The organism is Parasphingomonas puruogangriensis (genome assembly GCF_036663635.1).
Lineage (GTDB): Bacteria > Pseudomonadota > Alphaproteobacteria > Sphingomonadales > Sphingomonadaceae > Sphingomonas.
The window spans coordinates 431,559-453,491 of sequence record NZ_JAXOJI010000001.1 but is presented as its reverse complement, the minus strand read 5'-3'; the positions used below and the strand labels follow the sequence as shown (position 1 = coordinate 453,491).

Here is a 21,933-nt window from a genome sequence, read left to right as displayed (position 1 = left end):
CCGGATACGATTGGAGCGTTTGGTCATGACGGATCACGGAATAGTCACGGACGGGGCCGCGCAGACTGTGCACGAGGCGATGATCGCTGATCTGTGCGCTCGGCAATTAGAGGTCCAGCGCACCGGCTTTATGCGCGCGCTGGCGACCGTTGGCGACTACATGCGTGACCTGATGGCCCACGACCGTGAATGGGTCGCTCAAGTTCGCATCGTGCCGGACGCTTTCGCCATTAACTGGCAGACGAAATCGATCGTGCTGTTCGAAGTGGTCGACACCCACGAAATCCCGGAGAGCAAGAAGGAGGCGGTCGCTGAGATCGGCTGGGCGCTCGACCAGGATGGCTACAGCATCGGCATCATCCGGATCGACCAAGCTGGCGCAACTCATTCCGAAATACCCATGTACGCCACCCTCTCCCCGGAGGTATCGGCATGATCGAACTCAAATTCGTAAACAGCGACGCCAGGCCCAAGGTGGCCACGGTCCACTGCGCTGCCGACAGCATCGCGCCGATCATGGCTTGGTACGGGGCATTCTACGCTGGCGATCGGTACGCGGTGTTCGCGGACGATCACAAGCTCGCCAAGGATCAAAACGGGGGGCTGCTCCCACCCCTCCCCACCTTCTCCAGCCTCGGGGAGCAATCGTGAGCGGGCAAACACCAGCGCTGCAAATGACCGTGCTCGACCTGATCGCCGAGTACGACCGCAAGACGGCGTGCATCGCTGACGAGATCGCAGCGCTGAACGCGGCGCATGATCGCATTGGCATGGCAGCATCGATCCAGGGCACATTCGTGGACACGGTGACGAACCGGCCGCATCTGCACGAGAGCAGCCTTCAAAAGCTGCTGCTGCAATCCGGCTGGAAGGCGATCTACAACCGCCTGCAGGTCGATCGCATCGCCAGCGCGAAGGACAAGAAGCTATTCGAGCGGACGATTGCCGAGCCGCCGCCGCTCACGTTCGACAATGCCAAGGCGACGTTCGGCGATTACTTCACCCGGCCGCGCTATCACATCCTGCGCGGCCTCGCGGAGACGTTCGCCGATCTGGACCCGGCCTATAAGTCGCACTCCAAGGTGCGCGTGGGCGTCAAGGGCCTGCCCAAGCGGATCATCCTGACCGGCTGGGGCGAGTATGGATACGGCTACGGCGTCGATCGCTTCAAAGATATCGTCAACGCGCTCGCCACCTATCAGGGGCGCCCGCATATGGATTGGAACGAGCTTTCCACCATCCACGGCTGGCATAAGTCGGGCGAGGATGCGGTTCTAGACGGCAAGTCGCTGACCTGGGCCGCGCCGGCGCGTGCTGGCGAAGAGCCTGAGCAAGTCGGGATCGATCGCGGCATGACCGTGCGGCGGTTCGGTAACGGCAACGCCCATGTGATCTTCGACAAGTGGACGCTGATCGATATCAATAAGGCGCTGGCGGAGTTCTATGGCGAGGTGCTGCCTGACGCCGAGGAAGAGAACGTCAAGCCGAGCGCCAGCACTGCGGTATCGAAGGATTTGCAGTTCTATTGGACGCCGCCCGAGGTTGTAGAAGCCGCGCTAGAATATGCCGGCATCCACGATCGGAACTATTACGGCTACGGTCGCGAACGGCCGGAGCACCGGGTGCTTGAGCCATCGTGCGGCGACGGCCGGATTCTGGACGCGCTGCGGTCGCGCGGCTGTCGGACGCTCGGCGTGGAGTATCATCCTGGCCGGGCATCGCAGGCGCGCGCCAAGGGGCACAGTGTCCTAGCCGCCAACTTCCTCGATCAGCCCGCATTGCCCGAGTTCGACAAGGTGGTGATGAACCCGCCCTTCTACGGTCGGCACTACGTCAAGCACGTTAACCACGCGCTTCGTTTCCTCAAGCCGGGCGGCACGCTGGTGTCGATCCTCCCCGCCACCGCGCACTACGACCACGGCGAGCTTGCCGGCGAATGGCGCGACCTTCCCGTTGGCAGCTTCTCAGAGGCGGGCACGAACGTCCCGACCGGGATGCTCCGTATCCATAGGAAAGCAGCATGACGAAGCTCGACATAGACGCCGCCCGCATCGCCGTCCTCGATTCCGGAGAACGCGTCCTGATCTACGCTGGCGAAGGTGCTGACGACGACTGCTTCGCGGGCGAGTTGCTTGATCCGCCGGAACGCATGGCTCGCCTTGGCATGCATGTGTCCTGCCTATGGGATCACTCAAAAGTCGTTTCTCTGGAGCAATCCGCATGACCCAATCTAAACCCACGCCCGCGGCGCTGGAGGGGCGGACTTGTTACGGCCCGGTCGCAATAACCAGTGAGCAGTTCGACGCGCTGTGGGCAGCAGCGGATGCCAACAAGGCCAAGCGAGCGGCTGACATGCCAACAGAGCAGGATGCCATCAACGCCCTGTCGTCGGCGTATCGGCGTCTGAAGGAGTTGGGTTGGAATGACCCGATCTATTGCCCCAAGGACGGCAGCAGCTTCGATGTGATCGAGGCGGGCAGCACTGGCATCCATAGCGCGCATTACGAGGGCGAATGGCCGGACGGGTCGTGGTGGATTGCCGAAGGTGGAGATCTTTGGCCGTCACGCCCGACGCTCTATCGCCCGACCGAGGCGGAATTGCTCAAGCGTCAGGAATGCGCTGCTGCTTTTGCCCGCGCCGCATCGGAGGAGGCCGGTCGTGGGTAAATTGGTCAAAGGTATGCGCGTCAGGTGGCGCGATCGTGAAGGCGTCTTAGTCGATGACTACTGGCGCGACCGCGACCGTTATTCGGTTCGGTTTGATGGCGACGACCACACCCTCGATTTCGGGGCTGAGGCCTTGCAGATCATCGCCACCGCTGCCGAGCAACCCACATGCTGACCCCGCCGCAATCGGACCTGGCAGGGGTGCATATGCCGATCGGTTCTGATGTGTGCTTCGGTAACGAGCGCTTCATCATGGGCCGGCATTTCGAAAACGCCGCTGAGCGCAACCACAGGCAGTCGCTTGCTAGACTAGCTGAGCGTGGCGGGCTGGAGTGGTCGGAAGCCGCTGCGATCATCGAGATGCGCCCATGGTTCAACATGGATCAGACCGCTGCCGAACAGATCGTCCGTGCGGCCCTATCCGCGCAGTCGCGCACTGAGGGAGGTACAAGGACGTGAGCAATCGTGATCGATTCCTGCGCATGCAGCGGTCGGACCGATACTGCACCTATTGCGACAAGGATGTGTCGCCAGTGAGCGGGCACGCCTGCCCTGATTGCGGCCTGCGGACTTGGGAAACCGACCCGCCCCCGTCGCGCCCCACCACGAACGAAGGAGAGATAGGATGACGGAAGGATTCAACGGCCTGTCTGCCGCCGAGGCCGAGCGCCTGGCAATGCTGGCAGAGGAAGCTGGCGAGATCATTCAAGCGGTCGGAAAGGTTCTCCGGCATGGATACGCCAGCACGCACCCCGATGGCGGCCCCGACAACCGCGCGATGCTGTCGCGTGAGGTCCGTGACCTTTTCGCGGTTGCCGAGGCGATGGGCTTTGTGGGCGATATCGCAGGCCCCGGCCTCGACAATCTCGCGACATGGGAACGCAAGCTGCGATACACGCATCATCAAGGAGACGCCGCATGACCGCGCCCACCCCTCCCGCTAGCCCGGCGGTGGAGATCATGGCTCGCCTGCTTTGCGACGACCCCGGCTCTCGCGCGATTGCCGATGAAAGCGAAGCACCGTCGTTCGACGATAGCCGCTGGGAAGTGCAGACCTATTGGCGCACACTCGCTGCCGCAGCCCTTGCCGCACCCCCGACCCCGCGCGGGGAGGGTAAGTGCTCGTGCATGGAGGCCCACGGTGAAGACCCTCGGTGCATCAAGCACGGGCGAGGGACGCCATGGGCGAAGGCCAACCCCGACATTTGCGATCTGGCGGAAAAAGCGGCGCGCGTACCTGCGCTTGAGGCTGAGCTCGCCGCCCTTTCCACCCCGCGCGGGAAGATTGGCGGGGAGGATCACTTTGCCGCCGCTGGCAAACCGATCGCGGAGATTGGGGACGATGCGCGGGCGATCGAGCGGATGGCTGATGCGATGGCCGCTAACACCGCATCTGAAACGATGTTCCTGCGCGGCGACAACAAGGCCGGTTGGGAGGAATTAGCCCTTGCCGCCTTTGCCGCCGCCACTCCCGCCCCTGCCGTGGGGGATGGGGAAGGCAGGCTCATTCGTATGGGCGAGCTTTTCTATCACGCTGACGGGTTCACCGAGATGGCGAAACGCGGGGATCTGTCGCCACCAGCGCCGTGGATAAAAGAGCAGCTTGAGGCCGAGCATACCGGCGACTGCACTAAGCAGCCTTGGTCGTGTATGCGTTGCCACGCCGAAGACATGATGGTCGTTGCCCGTTACGTCGATCAGCACATGCCCCTCGCCGCCACCCCGGCTAGCGTAACGCCAGATGCGGGGGAAACATACCGCCACAAGAAGCGCGGCACCTTGTATGAGATGATCGGCACCGCAGAATTGCAGGCCAGCCAGCCGCGATGCGAGCATGCGGAACTGGCAATCTACCGAGGCGAAGATGGCAAGTTGTGGGCGCGCAATACAGGGGAGTTCCATGATGGCCGGTTCGAACGCCTCACCGCCGCCCTCACCCGCCCAGCAGAAGGGGAAGACCGTGAGTGAAGGAATCCAGAGCATGACGCCTAGGTTGCGGGCAGCAATCGAAAAGGCGCGCAGCCATGTCATGTCGCCGGCCGAGAAGTTCGAGCAGCGCGTGTCGTTCGTTTACGGTATGATGGGCGCGAATAGCACCCGCACCAAAGACGACATCCGGCGCTCGCTCATCGACGCCAGCGGCTATCCTTTGCCGGATCGCAGCGTCATATTGCAGGCGGTCGAGCGGAACTGGAATGCTGGCCCCGATGCGCTGACGGACGCCATTCTCTTCGCGCTAAACGAGCCGATCGGGCAAGTTGGAGAAGGGTGATGCAGAACCGCTTTTTCTACAGCATCTGGCTGATCAAGCGGCAATGGCTCCGGCGCTTGCTGGTCGCCTTGGGGGTGCCGCTGATGGCCTTGTTACGCGTCATCGGCCTAATCGTTCTGCCACCTGTGATCGTGTTTTTTACGATAGGCATCGCCATCAGAGACGCGATCGGTGATATCTGGCAGGTGCTAGGCAACTGGCAAGGCGAACGTCGGGCGTGGTCGAACATGCTGCCGTACGCGAAGGCAATCTGGCGCTCGGACTATGCCAGCCGTCCGGTAGCGACGATGGTTATACGCAACCCGGATGCTGAGCCCACGCCAGCGCCCTAACCCCCCACACACCAAGGCGCGACCCGCATATCCCCCGCGGCGAACTGGCGGGCTCGATCGCGAAACCAGGCGCGCAGTTCGGGGGAGATCACTTCCCACGCGCCACGGTCGCCGGCACATTCCGGGGGCCATAGGTCGCGCTTCGTTCGCAGGTACAGGTCGCAGGCCATCTGTTCTAGGACAGGGTGGCCGGCGTCTGGTGGGCGGTTGTACATGGGGGTATGTGGAACAGGGCGGGAACAGAAAGGCAAGGTTGCGAATCGCGCCACCTGCGCCCACCATCCCGCCATGACCGAACAACCCGACCTATCCGCCGCCCTCGAACGCGCCAAGCAGTTCCGCCAATCGTGGAACGCCGAGGATGTTGTTTGCGACGACTCCGGGCTTACCGCGGCCGATCTCGACGTGCTGATTGCGCATGTGGACGCGACTAAGGATTATGTGGCGATCCCGGTGTTGGGGGAATTGAGCGAGTTGGGTTAGCGCGGTGCCGCGCTTGGGTTGCTGGTGCCGCCAACTCGGGATCGCACCTGTTTCTCCGGCCTACAAAACCAGCGCTTCACTATCAAAGCTTTGGCGGCACTTCTCAGCAACACCCGCCTGATAGCACGAAGCGGGTGGGAAGGGAATCGGCTAACGCGCACACCCGCGCAGCATGGCGACGGCGATCATGCCCCAGGCGCGGAGACGCATGGCTGACGCGCTGACCGTATCGAGATCGCGCCGAGCGTCGCCGGTGAGCTTGTCGCCGACCTTGGCGGGCTCTTGCGGGATGTCAGACGCTTTTACGCAGGCGGCAGTCACCACGCGATCGACGGTCACCGTCCGCACCTCCACAGCCGGGGGCGGCAGGTCGGGCTTGGAGCAGGCGGACAGCGCCAGCACGGCGAGCAACAGGTATCGCATCAAAGATCCTTCCGGCTGGAATTCCAAAACACGTCAGACGGCGCGCAAGGCTCGCCAGCACGCGGTGCCGCCGCCGACGCATCCAGCGCCCTAGCCGCCCGCTCTGCCACCACAGCGCCCGCCTGAGCCGCTTTCTTCGCATCGCCGGCCGCAAGGGTCCGCGCGTCGCTTTCCGCCGCCAGAGCCCGCACCGATCGGGATTGGTCATCCAGCGCCGTTTGCAGCATGTTGAGCGAGGTTCGGGTGACTGCGTGGGCTAGGACTTCCGTGTCGAAACGGGCTTTGTTCTGGATCGCCTGCTTTTCCCATTGCCGCGCGTCTGCCTTGGCCAGCACCAGCAACAAGCCGAGCGTGGCCAGCACTAGGCCACCCGCGATTAGCTTCCAGTTGCGCCAGGCGAGTTCGATAGTAGCGATCATGGCTTGGGTTCCTCCACGGTGTGCAGCGGATCACCGGGCTTGCCGGTCGGGATCGCGGCCTGCTTCTCGACCAGCGTGGCATTGCGGTCGGCCAGCTCGCCGCCGCTCTTGGTCGCGGCATAGGCCCACGACAGCGGGCCCCCGTTCCAGCCGGTAAGCACCAGCGCCGTCGCGATGACCTTGAAGAAGTCGTTGTTGAGCAGCGTGCGATCGGCCCACACCAGCACGATCACCAGCACGACCAAGGAATAGCTGCCGATGCCGATCCACCCGCGCGCGTCGGGCCAGCCGGGGCCGGTCATGCCGCGATCCTTTCCGCATACTCAGCCGCCCGCGTACCAGCGTCGGGCAGCCCCATGAATTCCAGCACCATCGCGTTGAGGGCCACGTCACACGGCGTGCAAATGCCGTGGTATCCCGGCAGCGAGCAGATGTTCCATTGCTGCTCCGACGGCGCGCCGCACCGCAAGCAGGGCACGCGCTTGATACCGATCGCGGTGTAGGGCTTGGAGCGCAGGTAGCGGGCTACGGCGCGGTCGGCTTGGCGCTGGGTTATGTGGGCGGGCTTGGAGGCGGCTCGCTGGGTCATGCGAATAGCCCCCGCACCTTATTGGTGAACGCGATCCGCTCAGCCTCATGGTTGGCGGGCTTGTCCGACTTGGGATTGCCGCGATTCACGCCGCGCGATACGGCCACGGCATCATCCCGATCGGCCCACGCGTTCATTCCGTTGTTCTTCCACCACTGGAGCGACGCCAGCAGCCCGAGCGACGGGTTCGATAGAAGCTGCGGATAGCGTTCAAGGTTGATGCCGAGCTGCTGTCCGATCTTTCGATAGTTGGCGCGGCCCGTAACCTGGATCATCCCGCGGCCCTTGAAGAGCTTGCCGTCGCCAGGCTGGGTGTTGCCGAGATCCGCGCGGCCTTCATAGGCTGCACCGGAGGCGTATTCCTCCATCGCCTTGAAATAGTCGCTCTCGATGCCGCACTGCCCAAGGAAGTGGATCGCGCGCAGGGGATTATCGAGGATGCCGTAAGCGGGGAAATGCGTTGCTGCGCCGATACCGAGATCGCCGGCATTGCCGACGCTGGCACCCAGACGTTGGAACAGCGCGCGGAACGTGTTGGCACCGGGCAGGCCGTCCGCAGCCACGCCCAGATTGGCCTGCAGGCGCTTCGATTGCTCAGACGTCATCGCTCGTTCCCTTCATCCTGTCGCTCGATTGCGGGTGGTGCAGCGCGGACGGCGCCATCAGGCAGGTGCAGGACGCCAGCCGCGCGGGCGATCAGGAACAGCACCGTGAAGATAATCCCGATGGTCCACGTGATCGGCCCCCACCAGCCGAGCAGCCGGTTCCACGCCCGTGTTCCGCCGTCGCGCAGGTATCGGTCGGCCTCCAGCGCTTCGACGCGCGTTGCCATTGAGGCGTGCGCGATCTCGATCGCTTCCATGCGGCGCTCGACGGTCATTTCCCGCCCCTCCCTTCATCCGGTTGCTCGCCGCGGTGAACCTGCGTTGGCGTTGGCAGTGGCGGCGCTGGCGTGATCCCGAGCGAGCGCCCGTAGAGCCACGCCGCGCAGGCCGCGCTGAACAGCATCGCCAGGAAGGGTGCCCACGACTTGATCGTGCCGAGCATCCCGACCGCGCCGTCGCGCCGGTCCTTGTCCTTCAGCAGCACGTCCACGCGCGCATCGAGAACGACGATCGACGCCTCGACCGTCTCAAGCCGCTTGTCCCGTTCCTCAAGCCGGATCACCCGCTCTCGAACGTCGGTCGTCGCCTCGTTGTTGGCGTCGATCTTGCGGCTCATGGCGGACAGGCTGTCGCGGATCTGGGCAAGCACCTGTAGCGTCATTCCTTCCGTAGAGCCGGCTATGCGCGGGTTTAGGGCATCTTCCAGATCAGCAGGACGCATCAACCTCCCTCCCCTGCAAAGTTCGGTTCGATTGCCAGCATGTGCATTTCGTCCAAGAACCAGACCGGCCGAGCGATTTGGCTAGGACGCCCTACTACTGCCGCCCTAAAGCCCGCGAGCCGTGTGGGGCGGCATTGGGGCGGGTAAGATGAACATTCTGAAATGGCCGATGTGCTTAATCGGTCGGCACGAACGCGATAAGGACGCAGCCTTTGTTGGGCCGGCTGGTGTCTATCAATCCATTTGCACCGGCTGCGCGCGGAAGATGTGGCGCAGACATGATGGGTGGAGCACGAAAGAGCCCTCGGAGCGCAATCCTTGGAACGCCCAAACCTGATTAGGTTCGGAGCCGAGTCCACGACCGAGAGCCAACGCACCCACTGATCTTGGTTATTGCAAGTAGCGCTGAGACGAGCGTATCTTGCGGCAAGGAGAGGCGTGCGCGATGGGGATAATTCGTTGGTTGTGTGGCCCGTGGAGGCGAGGTCGCGAGCGCGTAGAACAACGTCGCGCTGCTGGTCTTTGTATAAGCTGCGGCACAAACCCAATTGAAGGCGACGACGGGCGCTGCGACGAGTGCTATGGGTCATACATGGGCGTCCCATAACTAAAGCAGCCCGGTCATGTCGTACGCGAACAGCCGATTGACGTTCGCGCCCGAGATCGTGTGGAAATAGCCGTCGCTTAGCATCAGCAGGATGTTGCCGAGCATGTACGGCCCTTCGCCCTCCACCAATCCCGGCAGATTGACGAAGTCGTACAGGTCGCCCGTCTCCGGGTTCACGATCAGCACCTTGGTCGCTTGGGCAAATTGTGCCGTGACGTAGAGACGGTCGATTGCGGCGTCGTGCCACATCTGGTCCATCTCGTAATTGGTCGGCCAGCCCTTGATCTGGACCTGCTTACGGATCACGCCCGCTTCGTTGACGCGGTAAATCTTTCCGCTGACATCTGCGCGCCCGAGCCAGAATTCATAACGCGTGTTGTCGTAGGCGATGCCGTTGACGCCCTCGAAATCAAAGCCGGGGCCAAGGTTGCGCGGAGGCGAGACCAGCGCCGTCGAGGCCAGGGTCTGAGCCGTCGAGACGGTGTAAGTCCCGGCATAACCGCTTGTGGTCGAACCCATGCCGGTAATCGTCGTGCCGCCTGCCGCACCGATGACAGGATCACCGACGCGCAGCTTGCCTTCAGCGACGGCAGATACCGTCATCGTGTTGCCTGCGATGGCGCCCGTATACTCCGCCCCGATCGAGCAATGCTCCACGCGGCCGGCGTTCGGATAGGCAATGAACAGCGACTTATCGAAGTCCTTAGCCGTCGCGCCCTGGATGATGTTCGAGCCCGCATAGATCGGCAGCAGCGCATGCTCGCGCAGGATAGCGTTGCTGCCGTAGTCGTACTTGACCAGCGTCGGCACGGCAGCAGCTGTAGTACCCGGCCCCTGCGCGCCAAAGTTCGTCAGCCACAGCGTATTCGTCGGGTCTGCGGCAAAGTGCGTCATGCCGATCGCCTGCATGCCCTTGCCTGCCGGGGTCGGCGATATCGTGCTTTCCGGCGTAGCGATGACGGTAGCGGCTGGCGCGGTGACGACGGGGAACACGGGAACGGGCAGCGTCAGGCCGATGCGCGTGGCCAGCGCATCCTGAATGCGCTGGCGGAAAGCAGCCGGCATGATGCGCTTGACGACGATACCGCCGTAGAAGTTCTGCGGCACTGGTTGGCCAGCCGCACCGTTCAAGGCACCCAAGACAATTGCCGCCGTCCCGACGCTCTCCGTGGTGTGGAGGTTCGTTGCCGTGACGAGGCCCTTACCCAGCACCAGATCGGTTTTGCCGGCCTGTTCCTGCGAGCCGATCACCGCCAGCGCGTTCGGTGCGTACGCGAGGCCCGCCGTGCCTTGCTGGACGACGGTGCTGCCGCTCACCTTGCGCGCGGCAGCCTGCACGAACGGCGAGGTAGTTAGCGTGGAAAGCTTGTGGAAGTCCGTGCCGCTCGCCCCGACGCCGAACAGCGAACCGGCTACCGACGATGAGGTGGACCCGGCCCACGCGATGTAGCTGCCGCCGGCGATCGCGTAGGTGTACGTCGCTGCCGATGCCATCCACTGAGTGGCGGAGAACTCTGCGTAGTAAGGCTTTGCGAGCGCGGCATTAAGACGAAGGATCGGCTGCAATGCCGAGGTCGCCTGCAAGAGGTGACGCCCATTGCCCGACTGGTCGTCGATGCGCGCGATCTGATCGCCCGCCACGGCTGCGGGCGTTGTGCCCGCTGTGTTGATCCAGACCTTGCCCAGCTCGACGAGATACAGTGCGCCGTCGAAGCCGCCCACAAACGGCAGGGCAAGCGAGAACGGGCGCGGCTGGACATAGGACAAGACCTTCCCGTCCCAATAATATTCTTGGCTCAGGCCATCGCGTGTCTCATCGGCAAGGATGATGACAGTCGCCGACGACGCCCCAAGCGATGCGAGGGATGCGGCGTTAGGGAAACTTGCGAACTGCCGCGTTGGAACGGTGCTCGCTAATAAGGCCGCAGTAGCTGCTTGCGCGGCTTCTGCACCGACCTGAGCATTCTGCGCCGCCAGCACCTGCCCAGGAATCGCGGCCAGCGCCGGCAACGCATCCACCGCCGCCCCGATCTCGTCCAAGCTGCCAGCAATCGCCTCCAGCGAGCTATCGGGGTCGGCCAGGTTGTCAATGATCGGCTGCACTGCGACGCGGGCGGCTTCTGCGGCTGCGGCGGAGGTGGCTGCAGAACCGATATACGGCGCTAGGAACTCAGCCCCAGCAATGACAACGACGGTATCCCCATCGACAACGCGAACGATCGTATCGGCCATTACTGCGTCACCCCTGCCGAGACGGTGAACGTGCCCTGCAGCCAGCGGCGCTTGGCCACCCCGTTCCCGATATGAAGATCCCAGGCGCCGAGCCAGTCACCACCGCGCGGGTTGGTGAACGGCAGGCCCTCGATCGTGACCTCATTGATGCGGATCTCGACGGTCGTGGATGGGATGCCGCCGACCGTGGCAACTGAGAGCGAGATGCCTTCCGCCGGCGACGCTGCCGTGGTCAGGCTGATCAGTGCGGCGTCCGACCGGTCACGACTGCGGCGCACCTGCATGCTGCACGCCTGCCCCGTGAAGTCGAAGCCCTCGAACAGGATCACATGCTTGAACGGCGTCCACCGCTCCACGATCAGATCGCGCTTGCCCGCCGCCATCAGCTATAATCCCCTGAGAAATCTTCGACGAACCGGACCGAGCCTTCCGCGAACCCAAGCGTGCGCGGGCCCTGCATCGAGCCATCGACGTGCATCACGCATTTGGGATCGGAGAACTCGACCTGAGTGGCAGACGCGGTCGCCTCACGCAGTGGCGGGCGAATGCGGATCGTGGCACTGGCGCTATTCTGCGAGACGATCTCGGCAACCTTGTAGGCGCGATGGCTATAGGTGGCGTGCTTGATGGAGAACCAGATACCCGGACGCACCGGCTGTTCGCCGGGGTCGAGCGCCAGAACCAGTGTGGTCGCGCGCAAAGCCGCCGCAGCACTCAGGGTGATGCCTGACACGCCGTCCGCGAAGTCCGCTTCATCCCACCAGGGATCACCACCTACGGGCGTCGTGATATCGCCGCGCTGCTGGGCGTCCGCGTCCCCGATCGGCACAACGATGGGGGTCGCGCCGTCATCCAGCAGCGTGCCCAGCGCCGACCATGCCAGCGCCTCGTCAGGCTCATCAAGATACGCGTTGGTGAAATCCACGAACACCCGGCCCCCGCCATCGGTCGCGATCAGATCTTCTTCGCCCGACAGCGATTCACCGCCGGAGATCGTGCGACGCTCGATGTCGGGGTTCGCCCCGTCGAAATAGAACAGCCGGGTCGGAAATACCTTCATGGTTAGCCGCTACCGTGCGGGCTTCGCGCCAGTTACCGCCGTCAGGGGATCGCGGCCTTGACGTTGTGCGACAGGACCCCGTTCGACACGTAGGTATGGGCATCCGCCACGGTGATCTTGGCCACTATCGCGCGGCCAGTCGGCACGCCCAGCGCTTCCATTCGCACCCAGCCGGTCAGCCATATCCGGTGATCGGCCGTGGCGCGCATCTGCCGCACCCCGATATCCGCCACCAGCACGTCATCTTCCACGAACTCGATAGCCGAGATCGGGTAATCGCCCCATTCGAGCGTGGTTTCGTGCTGGGTGCGCAGCATGTCGCCGACGACCAGATCGCCCGCTGGCCGCTCGGTGCAATCTGCCATCAGGATCAGCGTGTCGGTCGTGACGCAATAGCCACCGCCACCGCCACCGCCACCGCCCCCGGAACCGCCACCACCCGTCGTGATGGTGAAATCATCCTCAGTCGAGAAGTTGAGCAGGCCGGGGTTGTCCGTCCACGCGTCGAACGCCGCGACCTTGGTGTAGAACGTGCCTGCCGCCAGTCCCTGCAGGTATTGCGGGCTGCTGCCGAGGTTGCGCGTCACCGTGCCCTGGGTGAGCGGATCGAAGCCCGAGGCCGTGGAATACGGGACGAGATACCCCGCCACTGCCGGATCCGTGAGCAGAGTGAACGCCACCTCGGCATTCGTCGTGCCGCCAGTTGCCGCGACACCCGTCACTGCCGCCGGCGCAGGCAGCGAAATCACGCCGGTACTCGCCTCGCCCCCTGCCCCGCCACCGTTCACACCCGCGACCTTGGCGACATACGACCGGCGCGCGCCATCTGTCGCCGCCTGTCCCGCGGTATACGCCACGGCCGGCGTGCTGGTGACGATCTGCCGCACCAGCGTCGTGCCATCCGCGCCGTAGAACCTCCACCGGTACGACGACGCGCGCGGGATGCGGTCTGTGGCGAGGGACAGCGTGTCCGCCCATGATATGACCGTGATGGTGGCCGCAGCGTCCGGTGCCTCGGCGTCCGTGCTGCTATCGACCTCGAACGGCTCCGACCAGTCAGACAGCCGCCCATCGCCGGTCTGGTACGACACCTCGACCTCGATCAGCTCGCCGACCTGCACGAAGCCGGTCTGGATCAACACGCTCGCGCCGGGGTCGAGATCGGAGAAGGTATCCTCTACCCAGCTCGGGGCGCCGACGACACGCCAGCGCGCGTACCAGGTGACGTCCTGGCGATCGAGGCCGGTAGCCGTGATGTTGACGCGCACGCCGGTGCCGCCGTCTGTCGATGCTGCGAACTCGGCGACGGCATTGTCGATGACGGGCGTTTCGAGCGGTTCGCGGGCCACTCGATCGCCGACCGCTGCGCCTTCGCCCTGCTCCGTTGCGGGGTTCCATGCGTCGATATTCGGATCTGCCGCGATCCAGTCGAAGGTGACGGCCCCGGTCGATGGGTTGCGCTTGACCTTGATTATCTCGACCGGCCCGTCGTTGAACGTAACGCCGGCTTCTATGATGCGCAGGTTGATATAGCGCTGCCCGATCATCGTCCGACCGCTGGCATTGGTCATGCAGCTTCCACGGCGCGGAGCCATTGCCGCTGCATAGGTCCGCTTGGCCAGCCGCCGCGCCTGCGAATAGCTCGGCACCTGATTGGCGAGCTGCGTGGTCAGCACCTTCCCCCGGTTCGAAATATCGTCCTCATCGCGCCAGGCATCGCAATCGACCGTGTTGTAGTCGTGCAGGGATGAAACGTAGGTCAGCGATATATCATTGATCGCGGCTTCTTCCTGCACGCCCTCTTCGACCGAGTAACTGACGATCTGCGATGGCCCGATAGTGACGGTCGGCTCATAGAAGCGCCCTGAGTAGACGATCAGCGCGCCGTCCGAACGCGGGGCCATCCAGCCGTCAAAGCAACCCAGCAGGTTGGCAAGCACGCCCTTGTGGTCGTCGGTATGCTTGTGAGCGACGCAGGACCGATAGCGCGGCTCAGTGCCGCCCTCCTTGAGCGGGGAGCCACTATCGGCATCGTTTGCCGCCGCGGTCCAATATGCCAGCGTCGGAAGGAAGTGCGCGGTCCAACTTTTGAAGTCGCGCTCGAGCAGGTAGTGCGCGGTGTGTAGGACGGCGTTCTCGGTCCATTTCCACGACGCCGGGTTGTCGATGCTCTGCGTGCCGTCCCGCCAATCGAACACGCATTGCGCCTGCACAACGATCGATACCGGGGTCTGGTTAGGGCCGCCGCTCGAATAGACGCCCTGAAAGTCCTTCGACTTGACCGGCGTGGACATCATGTAGCCGGTCACGACGCCATCGCCGCGGTGCTGGGACGTCCAGATGCCGGGCAGTTCCGACACCACATCGCTCCAAGCCGCCTCGGTCGGATTGCCGAGGTTAGCCTTTACGCGAACGCGATCATAAGCCTTTCCATACCGGCCGTCTTCGCCTGGCGCGACCCAGCCGCTTCCGTTGCGGGTGACCTTATCGTCGCCGATGTAATATTGCTCGATTGCGCCGATGCGCCCGTCGTGGAACGCCCAGACGTCAACCGCGCGCCCGCTGTTCGATGTCTCGTACAGGATATAGGCACCGTACAGGCGGAGCCGGCCGTAGGCAGAAACCCGAGGCGGCAACGGCATCTTGACCGCGACAGCCACCGTTTCCGGCTTCGGTGTCTTGGCCAGTGCCAGCGCAGTTGCTGAGGCGATGGTCGCGATGCCGGAAGCGATCAGCGCGACGTTGCCGGTCACGATGCCAACGCCGATCTGGATCGCCCCGATGATGAAGCCGACGAACTTGCCCATTACGGCCGCCACATCTTGACGACGTCCGCCGGCCCGAAGTGCATGCCGACCTGCTGACGGATTGCCCAGCGCTCGCCGGTATAGATGCCGACCGCCTGGCCGAGCCCTTCTTCAGTCGGGACGTCCAGCACCCCCATATCGCCCGCGCGCGCGTCGTCAGCTTCGGGCACGGCAGCATCGATCATGCCGCGCGTCCACAGTTGTACGAGCCCGCCGCCACGCCGGATCGTGCGCAATGCTGCTAGTTCGCTGTCGTAGAGTGGGTGGAGGAACGCCATCGGATCGGGATGGCCGCACGCCACCACCCAGCGAGCGCCGAACTTGCAGCAGTCGATACCGGGCTTAGCGCCCCACCCCCACGGCTCGCGCATGGCCTGCTTGAGATATTCCCCGAGCGTCATGCGTCAGTAGGCCCGAACTTGCGCGACGTGCCCTGGGTGATGCCCGAAACATGGTCGAATATCCGGTCATCGGATGACCGCCGGCGCTGATCGGGGTCGGTGAAGAAGGCCACCGGCGCGCGCGATCGATCGGTAAAGTCAGTCCCGATGCTTAGCGTCACCGTGCGCGATCGGCCTGTCTCGGTCTGCTGGCCGGCGACAAGCAGCGTGTCGGCGCGCAGTAGCGCCAGCCATTCGACCTCGATTAGCTGCCAATGCTTGTCGAAATAGGCCGCGCCGATATGCACGGATGCGCCCTTCACGCTCGGCGCATCCTCTAGTGCCAGGCGGATTCCTTCGACGCTCACCCCGGATATGCTGATATCGATCCGATCGGCCGCGCCGTTGATCAGCTGCTCGAGCTCTGGAATGTCGAGCAGCGCGCCGGCGCCGCGGTATATCGTTGGGGTTCCGTCAAGCGCATTGATCGGCAATTCGAGATCGCCGACGCCCGACCACAGATATGCAGCGGGATCGCTGCCCAAGCGGAACAGGATGGATCGGCGATAGGTGGCCACCCGCCCGCGCTATCTGCCAGCGGGGCAGCGAGTTACCGCCGTCAGTCCCTAAGCGTCTGCCGCCGTGCCACCGCGCCAGGGGCGTCGTTGATCGACTGCTTGTACGCGATACGCCCAGCCGTCGCGGCACTGTCTTGCGAGATGCGCTGCATGTCGGCGTAAAGCTCAGCCGTCACCACAGCGCCCTTGAGATTGAATTGCGGCGCATGGACGACGGTGTTGCCGCCGGCGCGGGTTGCTTTCATCTGTCCGAGTGGGATCACCGTGCCGGAACCCATGGGACGCCAGCCCTCGACGTTGCCAGGCGATGCACCCTCGTTGACGCGGACCATATTGCCGGCGCCGACGTAGCCGCCCGATGCGCGACCGAAGATCGACCCTACGGCACTGAAGATAGACCCAAGCGAGCCGCTGCCGCCACCTGCCCCGGCACCGCCAGCCGGACCGAACAAGGAATCGGCAAGAGGCCCGATGATCGCTCGCTGTATCCCGATCTTGATCAGCTCACCGACAATGTCACCAAGTGCGCCCTTAAGCCCAAGCGCAGACTGGGCGGCGTCCGCCAACTCCTCAGTGACGGCCTCCAAAGCATCGATCTTGATCGCATCGATTGAATCCTGCAGACCATCCACACTGGTGAGGTTCGCTCGGTACGCGTCAAACTGGCTGCGGCCCCGCTGCGCAACCCCGGTCTGCTCGGCAGCCTGCAACGCCGGCAGCGCGTTCAATCGGTCCTGAGCGATCTTGCGCTGCGTATCGTTGTAGCGGCCCGTGGTGTCGCCAAGGATGGCCTGCTGCGCGATCCGCAGTTCCTGATATTTCAGGTCGAGCAGCTTTAGCTCAATCTCGCGCCGCTCGGCATTGCTTTCGGAGATACTGCCTTGCGCCTGGAGCAAGTCCTGCTGGTTGCGCAGTGTCGCGCCTGTGACGGCGTTCTGCTCATCCGATCGCCGGCGGATCTCCTCGCTGGAGATATTGAGTTCCTGCAGCGTAGCACGCTGGCGGGCCAGGCCGCGGAGTGTCTCAGCCTGCGCGGCATCGTATTTCTTAGCGCTCTCGTCCGCATCGATCGAAGCTAGGCGCTTCTTCAGTTCGGACGCGACATCATCACGCGCATAGTTCGCGAGCGCTGCGACGTCCGTTTCGGTCGCGCGCTTGGCGTCGATGATGCCCTGATTGAGCTGTTCGAGTTCGTTGTTGTACGCCTCGTTGTTGCGGACCTCGCGCACGCGGGCGACCTCGGCAGCACGGGCAATTGATTCTGCCGACCTGCCCTTGGGGCCCTTCTTGTTGCCGTCCGAGATAGCCTTTTGCTCACGAGCGAGGCCGGTATCGATGCGCTCCCTGCCCTGCCGATAGTTGCGGGTGGCCGCCTCACGCTCGGCATTGGTCTTGGCTGCAACCGAAGCCGCAACATAGGCGTCGCGCAGCTTACCCAGCGCACGGGCGTGGCGATCAGTCGCCGCGGCGCTCTTGTCCGTGGCGGCCGCAGCCCGCGCATCGAGGATAGGAATGGCGGAAAGCGCAACCTGTTTCTCGGCCGCAGCCCGCTCCCCTTTCGCCTTCGCCAGATCCTTCTCAGCCTGCGCCTGCGCCTTGAGATAAGGTATCTGCGCCAAGCCCGAACCGCCGCCGGGCCCGCCTGCGAAGATAGGCCGATTGGCCGCGGTCTTGGCTTCGGCGACGCGCAGGGCAAGGATTTGCTCTCTAGAGTTCTGCGCCTGGATCGCGATCTGACGATAGGCTTGCGCTGCCCGAAGCGCACCAGCGAGAAGCTGGTCTTGCGTCTTGAGCTGCTTCGTCATCTCCTCGTTGAGCTTGCGCACGGCGTCCGCGGCACCCTCGGCGGTTAGTCGGAATGCATCCTCCGCCTGCGCGGTTAGCCGGGTCTTTTCGGCGTTCTCCTCCAGCTTCTTGGTCAGCGTCTCGACGGTCATGCCGCCTTCAAGCAACTTGCCGAACAGGACACCGGCCACCGAGCCCGCGGCGAGGAGTGCGGCACCCCAGGGGCCGGCGAAAAACCGCGCGACAACAGCCGCCTTGCCGCCCGTGTCGGCGAGAGCGTCCGCTACCTGAGGCGCTTGCTGGGCGAGTATCAGGAACGGCGACGATCCGCTTGCCAGGCTGGCGCCGACGTCGGCGATCTGGCGACCAAGGTTGCGCGTACCGTTGGCGATCTGGCGCGACGAATTAACAATGCCGTCCGATGCGCCCCGCACGACTAGATCAGAGCGGGTCGCCGAATTGCCGACCTTGGCCATCTCACGATCGAAGTCGGCTGCGTACTTCCGCACCTTGCCTGTGGCCTCATCGACCTCGGCAGTGAGCTTGACGACGACGCTGTCTGCAGTAACGGCCATGCTGCCTAGTGTGGGTATCTGCCGCGCTGCGTTACCGCCGTCACCTCGTCGCGGGTGGGTCGCTCATGCCTAGCTGGCGGGTAAGCGCCGCGCCATTGCACTCGACGTCAGAACGCTGCTTCCAGCGCCGGTATTCCGGCTGGTTGCCATCAGTGAGATACGCTTCGGTGACCTTGCGACCTTCGACACAGATCGCCTGGCTATCGTTGGTCGCGGCAACGGTTTCGTACCGCTGCTCGGCCGCAGGACCCGCGCTGCAGCCGGCCAGCATGACGATGGCGACAGTTATACCACACCTGACCCGCATCTAGACCTCCAGCAGGGCCTTATGCGTCGATCGGTCGCGCAACGGAAGCCCCGTCAGCAACTCCCCCGCGCCGCCATAATCCCTTTCAGCCGGTCGAAATCAGGCTCGCGCTTATCCTCATGACGGCCGTTCCAGTTGGCCAACAGCGCCTGATATTCCCACAGCGACATGGCCGCGCAGTCTGCGGGCCCTATGCCCATTACGGCGCAATCGGTAAGGGCTCCGGCGTAATCGAACCAGACGTCTCGTCCGCGGTTACGTCCTTGATCGGGTCGGCTTTTTTTTTAGGGGAGTAGCCGCGGATACAGACGTCGAGGATGGTCGCGGCGAGCTTCCATGCCTCTTCCATCGGCCAACCGTGGACGTAATTGTCCACCAAGCGGTTGGCGACGATACTCGTTACCGCGACGGGCTGTTCGTTGACCTCGCCGGCGCCGCCGCCAATTAGGCCCAGGCGGATCGTCTCAGTCAGATCCTCATATTTGTATTCGGCTTCGTTGTGGAGGCCGATCGCCACCCCGTCGAGCAGGTAGCGGCCCCGCAGCACGCGGGCGTTAAGAGCGCCAATGCCGCAGCCAACCTTGGTCTGCAGCTCGGCAATCTGCTTGAGCCCCAGCTTGAAAGTGTAGACCCCGTCAGCGAACTCGAGATCAATCCACGTCTGCGGAACGGGCAGGTTCACACAGCCGCCGTGTAGACCAGCGTATCTTCGCCGGCGATCGTCAGCTCGTAGGTGCTGTCGCCCTCCGAATCAAGCGCGTAATTGCTGGCGGTGAGCACGCCGCGGCCCTCGAACGTGCCGATCACCTCGCCAGCATCGCTCTGATCGTCCTGAATGACGTCGATCTGGAATACGCGATGCTTGGCCAGCGCTGCGTTGAGACGCACCACCTCGTCCGCATTGGACAGGCCCGATGCGGTCACATCCCACTGCGTGCCGGTCACCTTGACGCGGCGCGTGGCCGGGGCGTTCATCTTGGCGCAGTCGCGGCGAAAGCGATCATTGGTCTGGGCGGTCTGGTTGATATTGACCGCGGTGATGCCGCAAATCTGGGTGAAGACGGGCGGCTCTGCGTCCGTGCCCAGCTTCAGGATGCCGAAGTCGAATTCATTTGGGACGGACATTACCGGGTTCTCCGCTGATTTGCGGGAACCCTATGGGGCGCTATGTAGCGTCGTTACCGCCGTCAGCTACGACACGGAACCGGGCACGGGCCTGGTCGGCGCGGAAGTCGCTGGCGGTTGGGGCTCCAGCTTCGAGGAACGCGCATCGCGCTTCGTGCGCGGCCTCTGTCTCCCCGTCAGCGTCGAGCGTGTTGGCAAGCGCTTCAATATCGCCGCCGTCGAGCATGCCGGTGCGGACAAGGTGAGCGATCAGCGCTGTGGCAATGGGTTCCGGCACGCGCGCAGCATGGCATAGGTCGGGCTATTCCGCCAGCACCTTGCCGCGGAATTGAACGATCGCGTGATAGGCATCGGCCTCGGCACCATCCTGGACGACCTGTTTCGACGTCATGCGGATCCGGATGTTGAGGCCAGCCGTGGTGACGACGCGCAGCTTGTGGAGCGCGCCCTTGATCGCCCCGGCGATGCGCTCGGCGTGGTCCTCTGCCGTTTCTAGCAGCGAGGTGCCCGACATGCGCGGCTTGGCGAAGGCGTGGATCGTGAAGGCGATATCCTCGCCGTTGACGCATGACGCGGTGATCGGGATCGCAGTCGATGCCCCGTAGCGCGTGAACGGCCAGACGGGTGCGGCTGGCGTCGTCTTGGGCCATATCTGATTGCGCGGCACGATGTCGGTCAGCGGTGCGCTGTTCTTCATCGCCGGCAGCACGGCGCGGCGTAGCTCGGTTTCGAGGTTCATGCGCCACCCCCTGACGTTTCGACGGCGCGCTTTACCGCGGCGCTGACGATGCGGACGATCTCGGGGCGGGTCTTGTGTGCGGCCGGTCCCATGTAAGGGCGCGCAGCCATCTTGGACGTGCCTATCTCGAGCGGAATAGCGTAGGGCGCGTTGCTGCTTACCTCGACCGTCAACGGGCCGGTCTGGATGTTCTCGATGTTGTTAGCCAGCACGCCGGTGTCGTTCATTGGCGGGTCGCCAGGCTTGGAAACGACGTGCCCCTTGCCCGACACTGCCCCCGCGGTGATCGACTGCTGCGCCGTTGCCTTCAGCAGATCGCCACCAACGAACAGCGCGCGACCGACCAGCCGCACGGTATTGGCGCCTGCGAGCCGTTTCAGCCGGGCGGAATGCGCCTTCGCCCCGATGACCTTGCTCACGCCCTACGCCCCCGACACGACCAACCAATCCCCAGCGGATCGCGATCGACCGATTCAACCGACCAGAACCCGACCCAATCGACTGGCACGTCATCGCCAGCCAGCACCTCCACGCGCGCGTCGGTATTCAGCGGGCCGTCCAACGTGGGTGCCAGGATGATCAGGCGGACGTCGCGATCTGTGTAACCGTCCTGCCCGCGCATCGCCTCGGTGACGGCATCGATCTGCACGCTGCACGGACGCTCCACCGGGATGCCAGGGGAGATGATTGAGCCGCCATCGTCGTATTCGGGCTCGCCGGACCAATGCACGGTGCCAGGGTGATACGGCCCGCCCATCGCCTGAGAGAACCGCAGCGCGATCCCGGTAAAGGCCGCGGCCATGTTCATCAGCAGCAGCCCCGCGGCTCGACGCAGCCGACCAATCGCGGGCCGCCGAAATTTCGACGCTGCAGCAGGGCGAACTCGGCACCGTACGGGTTGCTGCCCGTGATAGACCGATTAGCCGCCGCCTCGGTGACGGTTGCCGAGAACGATGCCGATCGGAAGCTGGTCACACCGGCCGGAAGGTCAGCGGTCACCCCTTGCACCACGCCCGGCACGGCATTGCGCACCATGCTGTCGGCAGCCTTGGCCATCAGGGCCGCCGCATAGTCCGCCTCGCCCCAGGTCGTATCCACGAACCGCTCGGCGTCCGTGAGCCAGTATTGCACCCGCGCCTCGTCCACCGTGGCAAACGCGGCATATCGCAGCTTCAGATTGGCTGGTGTGGGCAGGTCGTAGGGCATAAGGTGTTCCTTACGAAAAAG

General features: G+C 64.0%; 34 protein-coding genes and 1 tRNA gene. 13 read left to right on the top strand and 22 right to left on the bottom strand.

The window, feature by feature from the left end:
* Nucleotides 1-25: 25 nt before the first annotated feature.
* The 12 genes from U1739_RS02455 to U1739_RS02400 all read left to right on the top strand — a co-directional run bounded on the left by U1739_RS02455 (nt 26) and on the right by U1739_RS02400 (nt 5,754).
* A complete protein-coding gene (locus U1739_RS02455) occupies nt 26-436 on the top strand; it encodes a hypothetical protein (RefSeq protein ID WP_332703643.1) in 411 nt (136 codons plus the stop codon).
* Nucleotides 433-651, top strand: a complete 219-nt coding sequence (locus U1739_RS02450; protein ID WP_332703641.1) for a hypothetical protein — start codon at nt 433-435, stop codon at nt 649-651. Before U1739_RS02455 ends, U1739_RS02450 begins: the two co-directional genes overlap by 4 nt.
* Complete coding sequence (locus U1739_RS02445) at nt 648-2,024, top strand: DUF4942 domain-containing protein (protein ID WP_332703639.1); 1,377 nt, start codon at nt 648-650, stop codon at nt 2,022-2,024. The genes U1739_RS02450 and U1739_RS02445 overlap by 4 nt, the downstream gene beginning before the upstream one ends.
* Entirely contained in the window at nt 2,021-2,224 is a 204-nt protein-coding gene (locus U1739_RS02440; RefSeq protein WP_332703637.1) for a hypothetical protein, read from the top strand. The genes U1739_RS02445 and U1739_RS02440 overlap by 4 nt, the downstream gene beginning before the upstream one ends.
* Entirely contained in the window at nt 2,221-2,667 is a 447-nt protein-coding gene (locus U1739_RS02435) for a hypothetical protein (protein ID WP_332703635.1), read from the top strand. Before U1739_RS02440 ends, U1739_RS02435 begins: the two co-directional genes overlap by 4 nt.
* Nucleotides 2,660-2,842: a hypothetical protein gene (locus U1739_RS02430; RefSeq protein ID WP_332703633.1), complete on the top strand. Its 183-nt coding sequence runs from the start codon at nt 2,660-2,662 to the stop codon at nt 2,840-2,842. Before U1739_RS02435 ends, U1739_RS02430 begins: the two co-directional genes overlap by 8 nt.
* Nucleotides 2,836-3,126, top strand: coding sequence for a hypothetical protein (locus U1739_RS02425; protein WP_332703631.1), 291 nt, complete (start codon nt 2,836-2,838; stop codon nt 3,124-3,126). The genes U1739_RS02430 and U1739_RS02425 overlap by 7 nt, the downstream gene beginning before the upstream one ends.
* 166 nt (nt 3,127-3,292) lie before the next feature.
* A complete protein-coding gene (locus U1739_RS02420; protein ID WP_332703629.1) occupies nt 3,293-3,589 on the top strand; it encodes a hypothetical protein in 297 nt (98 codons plus the stop codon).
* Nucleotides 3,586-4,635: a hypothetical protein gene (locus U1739_RS02415; RefSeq protein ID WP_332703627.1), complete on the top strand. Its 1,050-nt coding sequence runs from the start codon at nt 3,586-3,588 to the stop codon at nt 4,633-4,635. Before U1739_RS02420 ends, U1739_RS02415 begins: the two co-directional genes overlap by 4 nt.
* Nucleotides 4,568-4,939 carry a hypothetical protein gene (locus U1739_RS02410; RefSeq protein WP_332703625.1) on the top strand — a complete coding sequence of 124 codons (372 nt, stop codon included), beginning with the start codon at nt 4,568-4,570 and terminating at the stop codon, nt 4,937-4,939. Before U1739_RS02415 ends, U1739_RS02410 begins: the two co-directional genes overlap by 68 nt.
* A complete protein-coding gene (locus tag U1739_RS02405) occupies nt 4,939-5,271 on the top strand; it encodes a hypothetical protein (RefSeq protein WP_332703623.1) in 333 nt (110 codons plus the stop codon). Before U1739_RS02410 ends, U1739_RS02405 begins: the two co-directional genes overlap by 1 nt.
* A gap of 288 nt (nt 5,272-5,559) precedes the next feature.
* Nucleotides 5,560-5,754, top strand: coding sequence for a hypothetical protein (locus U1739_RS02400; RefSeq protein ID WP_332703621.1), 195 nt, complete (start codon nt 5,560-5,562; stop codon nt 5,752-5,754).
* Nucleotides 5,755-5,776: 22 nt separating this feature from the next.
* Here U1739_RS02400 and U1739_RS02395 read toward each other — a convergent pair.
* The 18 genes from U1739_RS02395 to U1739_RS02310 all read right to left on the bottom strand — a co-directional run bounded on the left by U1739_RS02395 (nt 5,777) and on the right by U1739_RS02310 (nt 19,967).
* A tRNA-Thr gene (locus U1739_RS02395) sits at nt 5,777-5,852 on the bottom strand.
* Between the two features lie 52 nt (nt 5,853-5,904).
* A complete protein-coding gene (locus tag U1739_RS02390; RefSeq protein ID WP_332703619.1) occupies nt 5,905-6,177 on the bottom strand; it encodes a hypothetical protein in 273 nt (90 codons plus the stop codon).
* Nucleotides 6,177-6,596, bottom strand: coding sequence for a hypothetical protein (locus U1739_RS02385; protein ID WP_332703617.1), 420 nt, complete (start codon nt 6,594-6,596; stop codon nt 6,177-6,179). Before U1739_RS02385 ends, U1739_RS02390 begins: the two co-directional genes overlap by 1 nt.
* Nucleotides 6,593-6,898, bottom strand: coding sequence for a hypothetical protein (locus U1739_RS02380; RefSeq protein ID WP_332703615.1), 306 nt, complete (start codon nt 6,896-6,898; stop codon nt 6,593-6,595). The genes U1739_RS02385 and U1739_RS02380 overlap by 4 nt, the downstream gene beginning before the upstream one ends.
* Complete coding sequence (locus U1739_RS02375; protein ID WP_332703613.1) at nt 6,895-7,185, bottom strand: hypothetical protein; 291 nt, start codon at nt 7,183-7,185, stop codon at nt 6,895-6,897. The genes U1739_RS02380 and U1739_RS02375 overlap by 4 nt, the downstream gene beginning before the upstream one ends.
* Nucleotides 7,182-7,790 (bottom strand): glycoside hydrolase family 19 protein, encoded by a 609-nt coding sequence (locus U1739_RS02370; RefSeq protein ID WP_332703611.1) that lies wholly within the window; start codon nt 7,788-7,790, stop codon nt 7,182-7,184. The genes U1739_RS02375 and U1739_RS02370 overlap by 4 nt, the downstream gene beginning before the upstream one ends.
* The gene (locus tag U1739_RS02365) at nt 7,787-8,065 is read right to left on the bottom strand and encodes a hypothetical protein (protein WP_332703609.1); all 279 of its coding nucleotides are present in this window, start codon (nt 8,063-8,065) and stop codon (nt 7,787-7,789) included. Before U1739_RS02365 ends, U1739_RS02370 begins: the two co-directional genes overlap by 4 nt.
* Nucleotides 8,062-8,406 (bottom strand): hypothetical protein, encoded by a 345-nt coding sequence (locus U1739_RS02360; RefSeq protein WP_332703607.1) that lies wholly within the window; start codon nt 8,404-8,406, stop codon nt 8,062-8,064. The genes U1739_RS02365 and U1739_RS02360 overlap by 4 nt, the downstream gene beginning before the upstream one ends.
* Nucleotides 8,407-9,118: 712 nt before the next feature.
* Nucleotides 9,119-11,350: a hypothetical protein gene (locus U1739_RS02355; protein ID WP_332703605.1), complete on the bottom strand. Its 2,232-nt coding sequence runs from the start codon at nt 11,348-11,350 to the stop codon at nt 9,119-9,121.
* A complete protein-coding gene (locus U1739_RS02350) occupies nt 11,350-11,733 on the bottom strand; it encodes a hypothetical protein (RefSeq protein ID WP_332703603.1) in 384 nt (127 codons plus the stop codon). The genes U1739_RS02355 and U1739_RS02350 overlap by 1 nt, the downstream gene beginning before the upstream one ends.
* The gene (locus tag U1739_RS02345) at nt 11,733-12,410 is read right to left on the bottom strand and encodes a hypothetical protein (protein WP_332703601.1); all 678 of its coding nucleotides are present in this window, start codon (nt 12,408-12,410) and stop codon (nt 11,733-11,735) included. The genes U1739_RS02350 and U1739_RS02345 overlap by 1 nt, the downstream gene beginning before the upstream one ends.
* A gap of 41 nt (nt 12,411-12,451) precedes the next feature.
* A complete protein-coding gene (locus U1739_RS02340) occupies nt 12,452-15,217 on the bottom strand; it encodes a Hint domain-containing protein (RefSeq protein ID WP_332703599.1) in 2,766 nt (921 codons plus the stop codon).
* Nucleotides 15,217-15,618: a DUF6950 family protein gene (locus tag U1739_RS02335; protein WP_332703597.1), complete on the bottom strand. Its 402-nt coding sequence runs from the start codon at nt 15,616-15,618 to the stop codon at nt 15,217-15,219. The genes U1739_RS02340 and U1739_RS02335 overlap by 1 nt, the downstream gene beginning before the upstream one ends.
* A complete protein-coding gene (locus tag U1739_RS02330) occupies nt 15,615-16,175 on the bottom strand; it encodes a hypothetical protein (RefSeq protein ID WP_332703595.1) in 561 nt (186 codons plus the stop codon). Before U1739_RS02330 ends, U1739_RS02335 begins: the two co-directional genes overlap by 4 nt.
* A gap of 41 nt (nt 16,176-16,216) precedes the next feature.
* Nucleotides 16,217-18,535: a phage tail length tape measure family protein gene (locus tag U1739_RS02325; RefSeq protein ID WP_332703593.1), complete on the bottom strand. Its 2,319-nt coding sequence runs from the start codon at nt 18,533-18,535 to the stop codon at nt 16,217-16,219.
* Nucleotides 18,536-18,575: 40 nt separating this feature from the next.
* Entirely contained in the window at nt 18,576-18,842 is a 267-nt protein-coding gene (locus U1739_RS02320) for a hypothetical protein (RefSeq protein WP_332703591.1), read from the bottom strand.
* Nucleotides 18,843-19,041: 199 nt separating this feature from the next.
* Nucleotides 19,042-19,524, bottom strand: a complete 483-nt coding sequence (locus tag U1739_RS02315; protein WP_332703589.1) for a gene transfer agent family protein — start codon at nt 19,522-19,524, stop codon at nt 19,042-19,044.
* Entirely contained in the window at nt 19,521-19,967 is a 447-nt protein-coding gene (locus U1739_RS02310) for a phage tail tube protein (protein WP_332703587.1), read from the bottom strand. The genes U1739_RS02315 and U1739_RS02310 overlap by 4 nt, the downstream gene beginning before the upstream one ends.
* Nucleotides 19,968-19,986: 19 nt before the next feature.
* On the opposite strand from U1739_RS02310, the gene U1739_RS02305 reads away from it, so the two are divergent.
* Entirely contained in the window at nt 19,987-20,262 is a 276-nt protein-coding gene (locus U1739_RS02305; protein ID WP_332703585.1) for a hypothetical protein, read from the top strand.
* Between the two features lie 6 nt (nt 20,263-20,268).
* Here the strand turns inward: U1739_RS02305 and U1739_RS02300 are convergent, their stop codons facing one another.
* Genes U1739_RS02300 through U1739_RS02285 form a run of 4 tightly spaced genes read right to left on the bottom strand, consistent with a single transcriptional unit; the run spans nt 20,269 to nt 21,912 of the window.
* Entirely contained in the window at nt 20,269-20,706 is a 438-nt protein-coding gene (locus U1739_RS02300) for a DUF3168 domain-containing protein (protein ID WP_332703583.1), read from the bottom strand.
* Nucleotides 20,703-21,125, bottom strand: coding sequence for an HK97-gp10 family putative phage morphogenesis protein (locus U1739_RS02295; protein ID WP_332703581.1), 423 nt, complete (start codon nt 21,123-21,125; stop codon nt 20,703-20,705). The genes U1739_RS02300 and U1739_RS02295 overlap by 4 nt, the downstream gene beginning before the upstream one ends.
* Entirely contained in the window at nt 21,122-21,514 is a 393-nt protein-coding gene (locus U1739_RS02290; protein WP_332703579.1) for a hypothetical protein, read from the bottom strand. Before U1739_RS02290 ends, U1739_RS02295 begins: the two co-directional genes overlap by 4 nt.
* Entirely contained in the window at nt 21,514-21,912 is a 399-nt protein-coding gene (locus tag U1739_RS02285; RefSeq protein WP_332703577.1) for a DUF4054 domain-containing protein, read from the bottom strand. Before U1739_RS02285 ends, U1739_RS02290 begins: the two co-directional genes overlap by 1 nt.
* Nucleotides 21,913-21,933 lie beyond the last annotated feature (21 nt).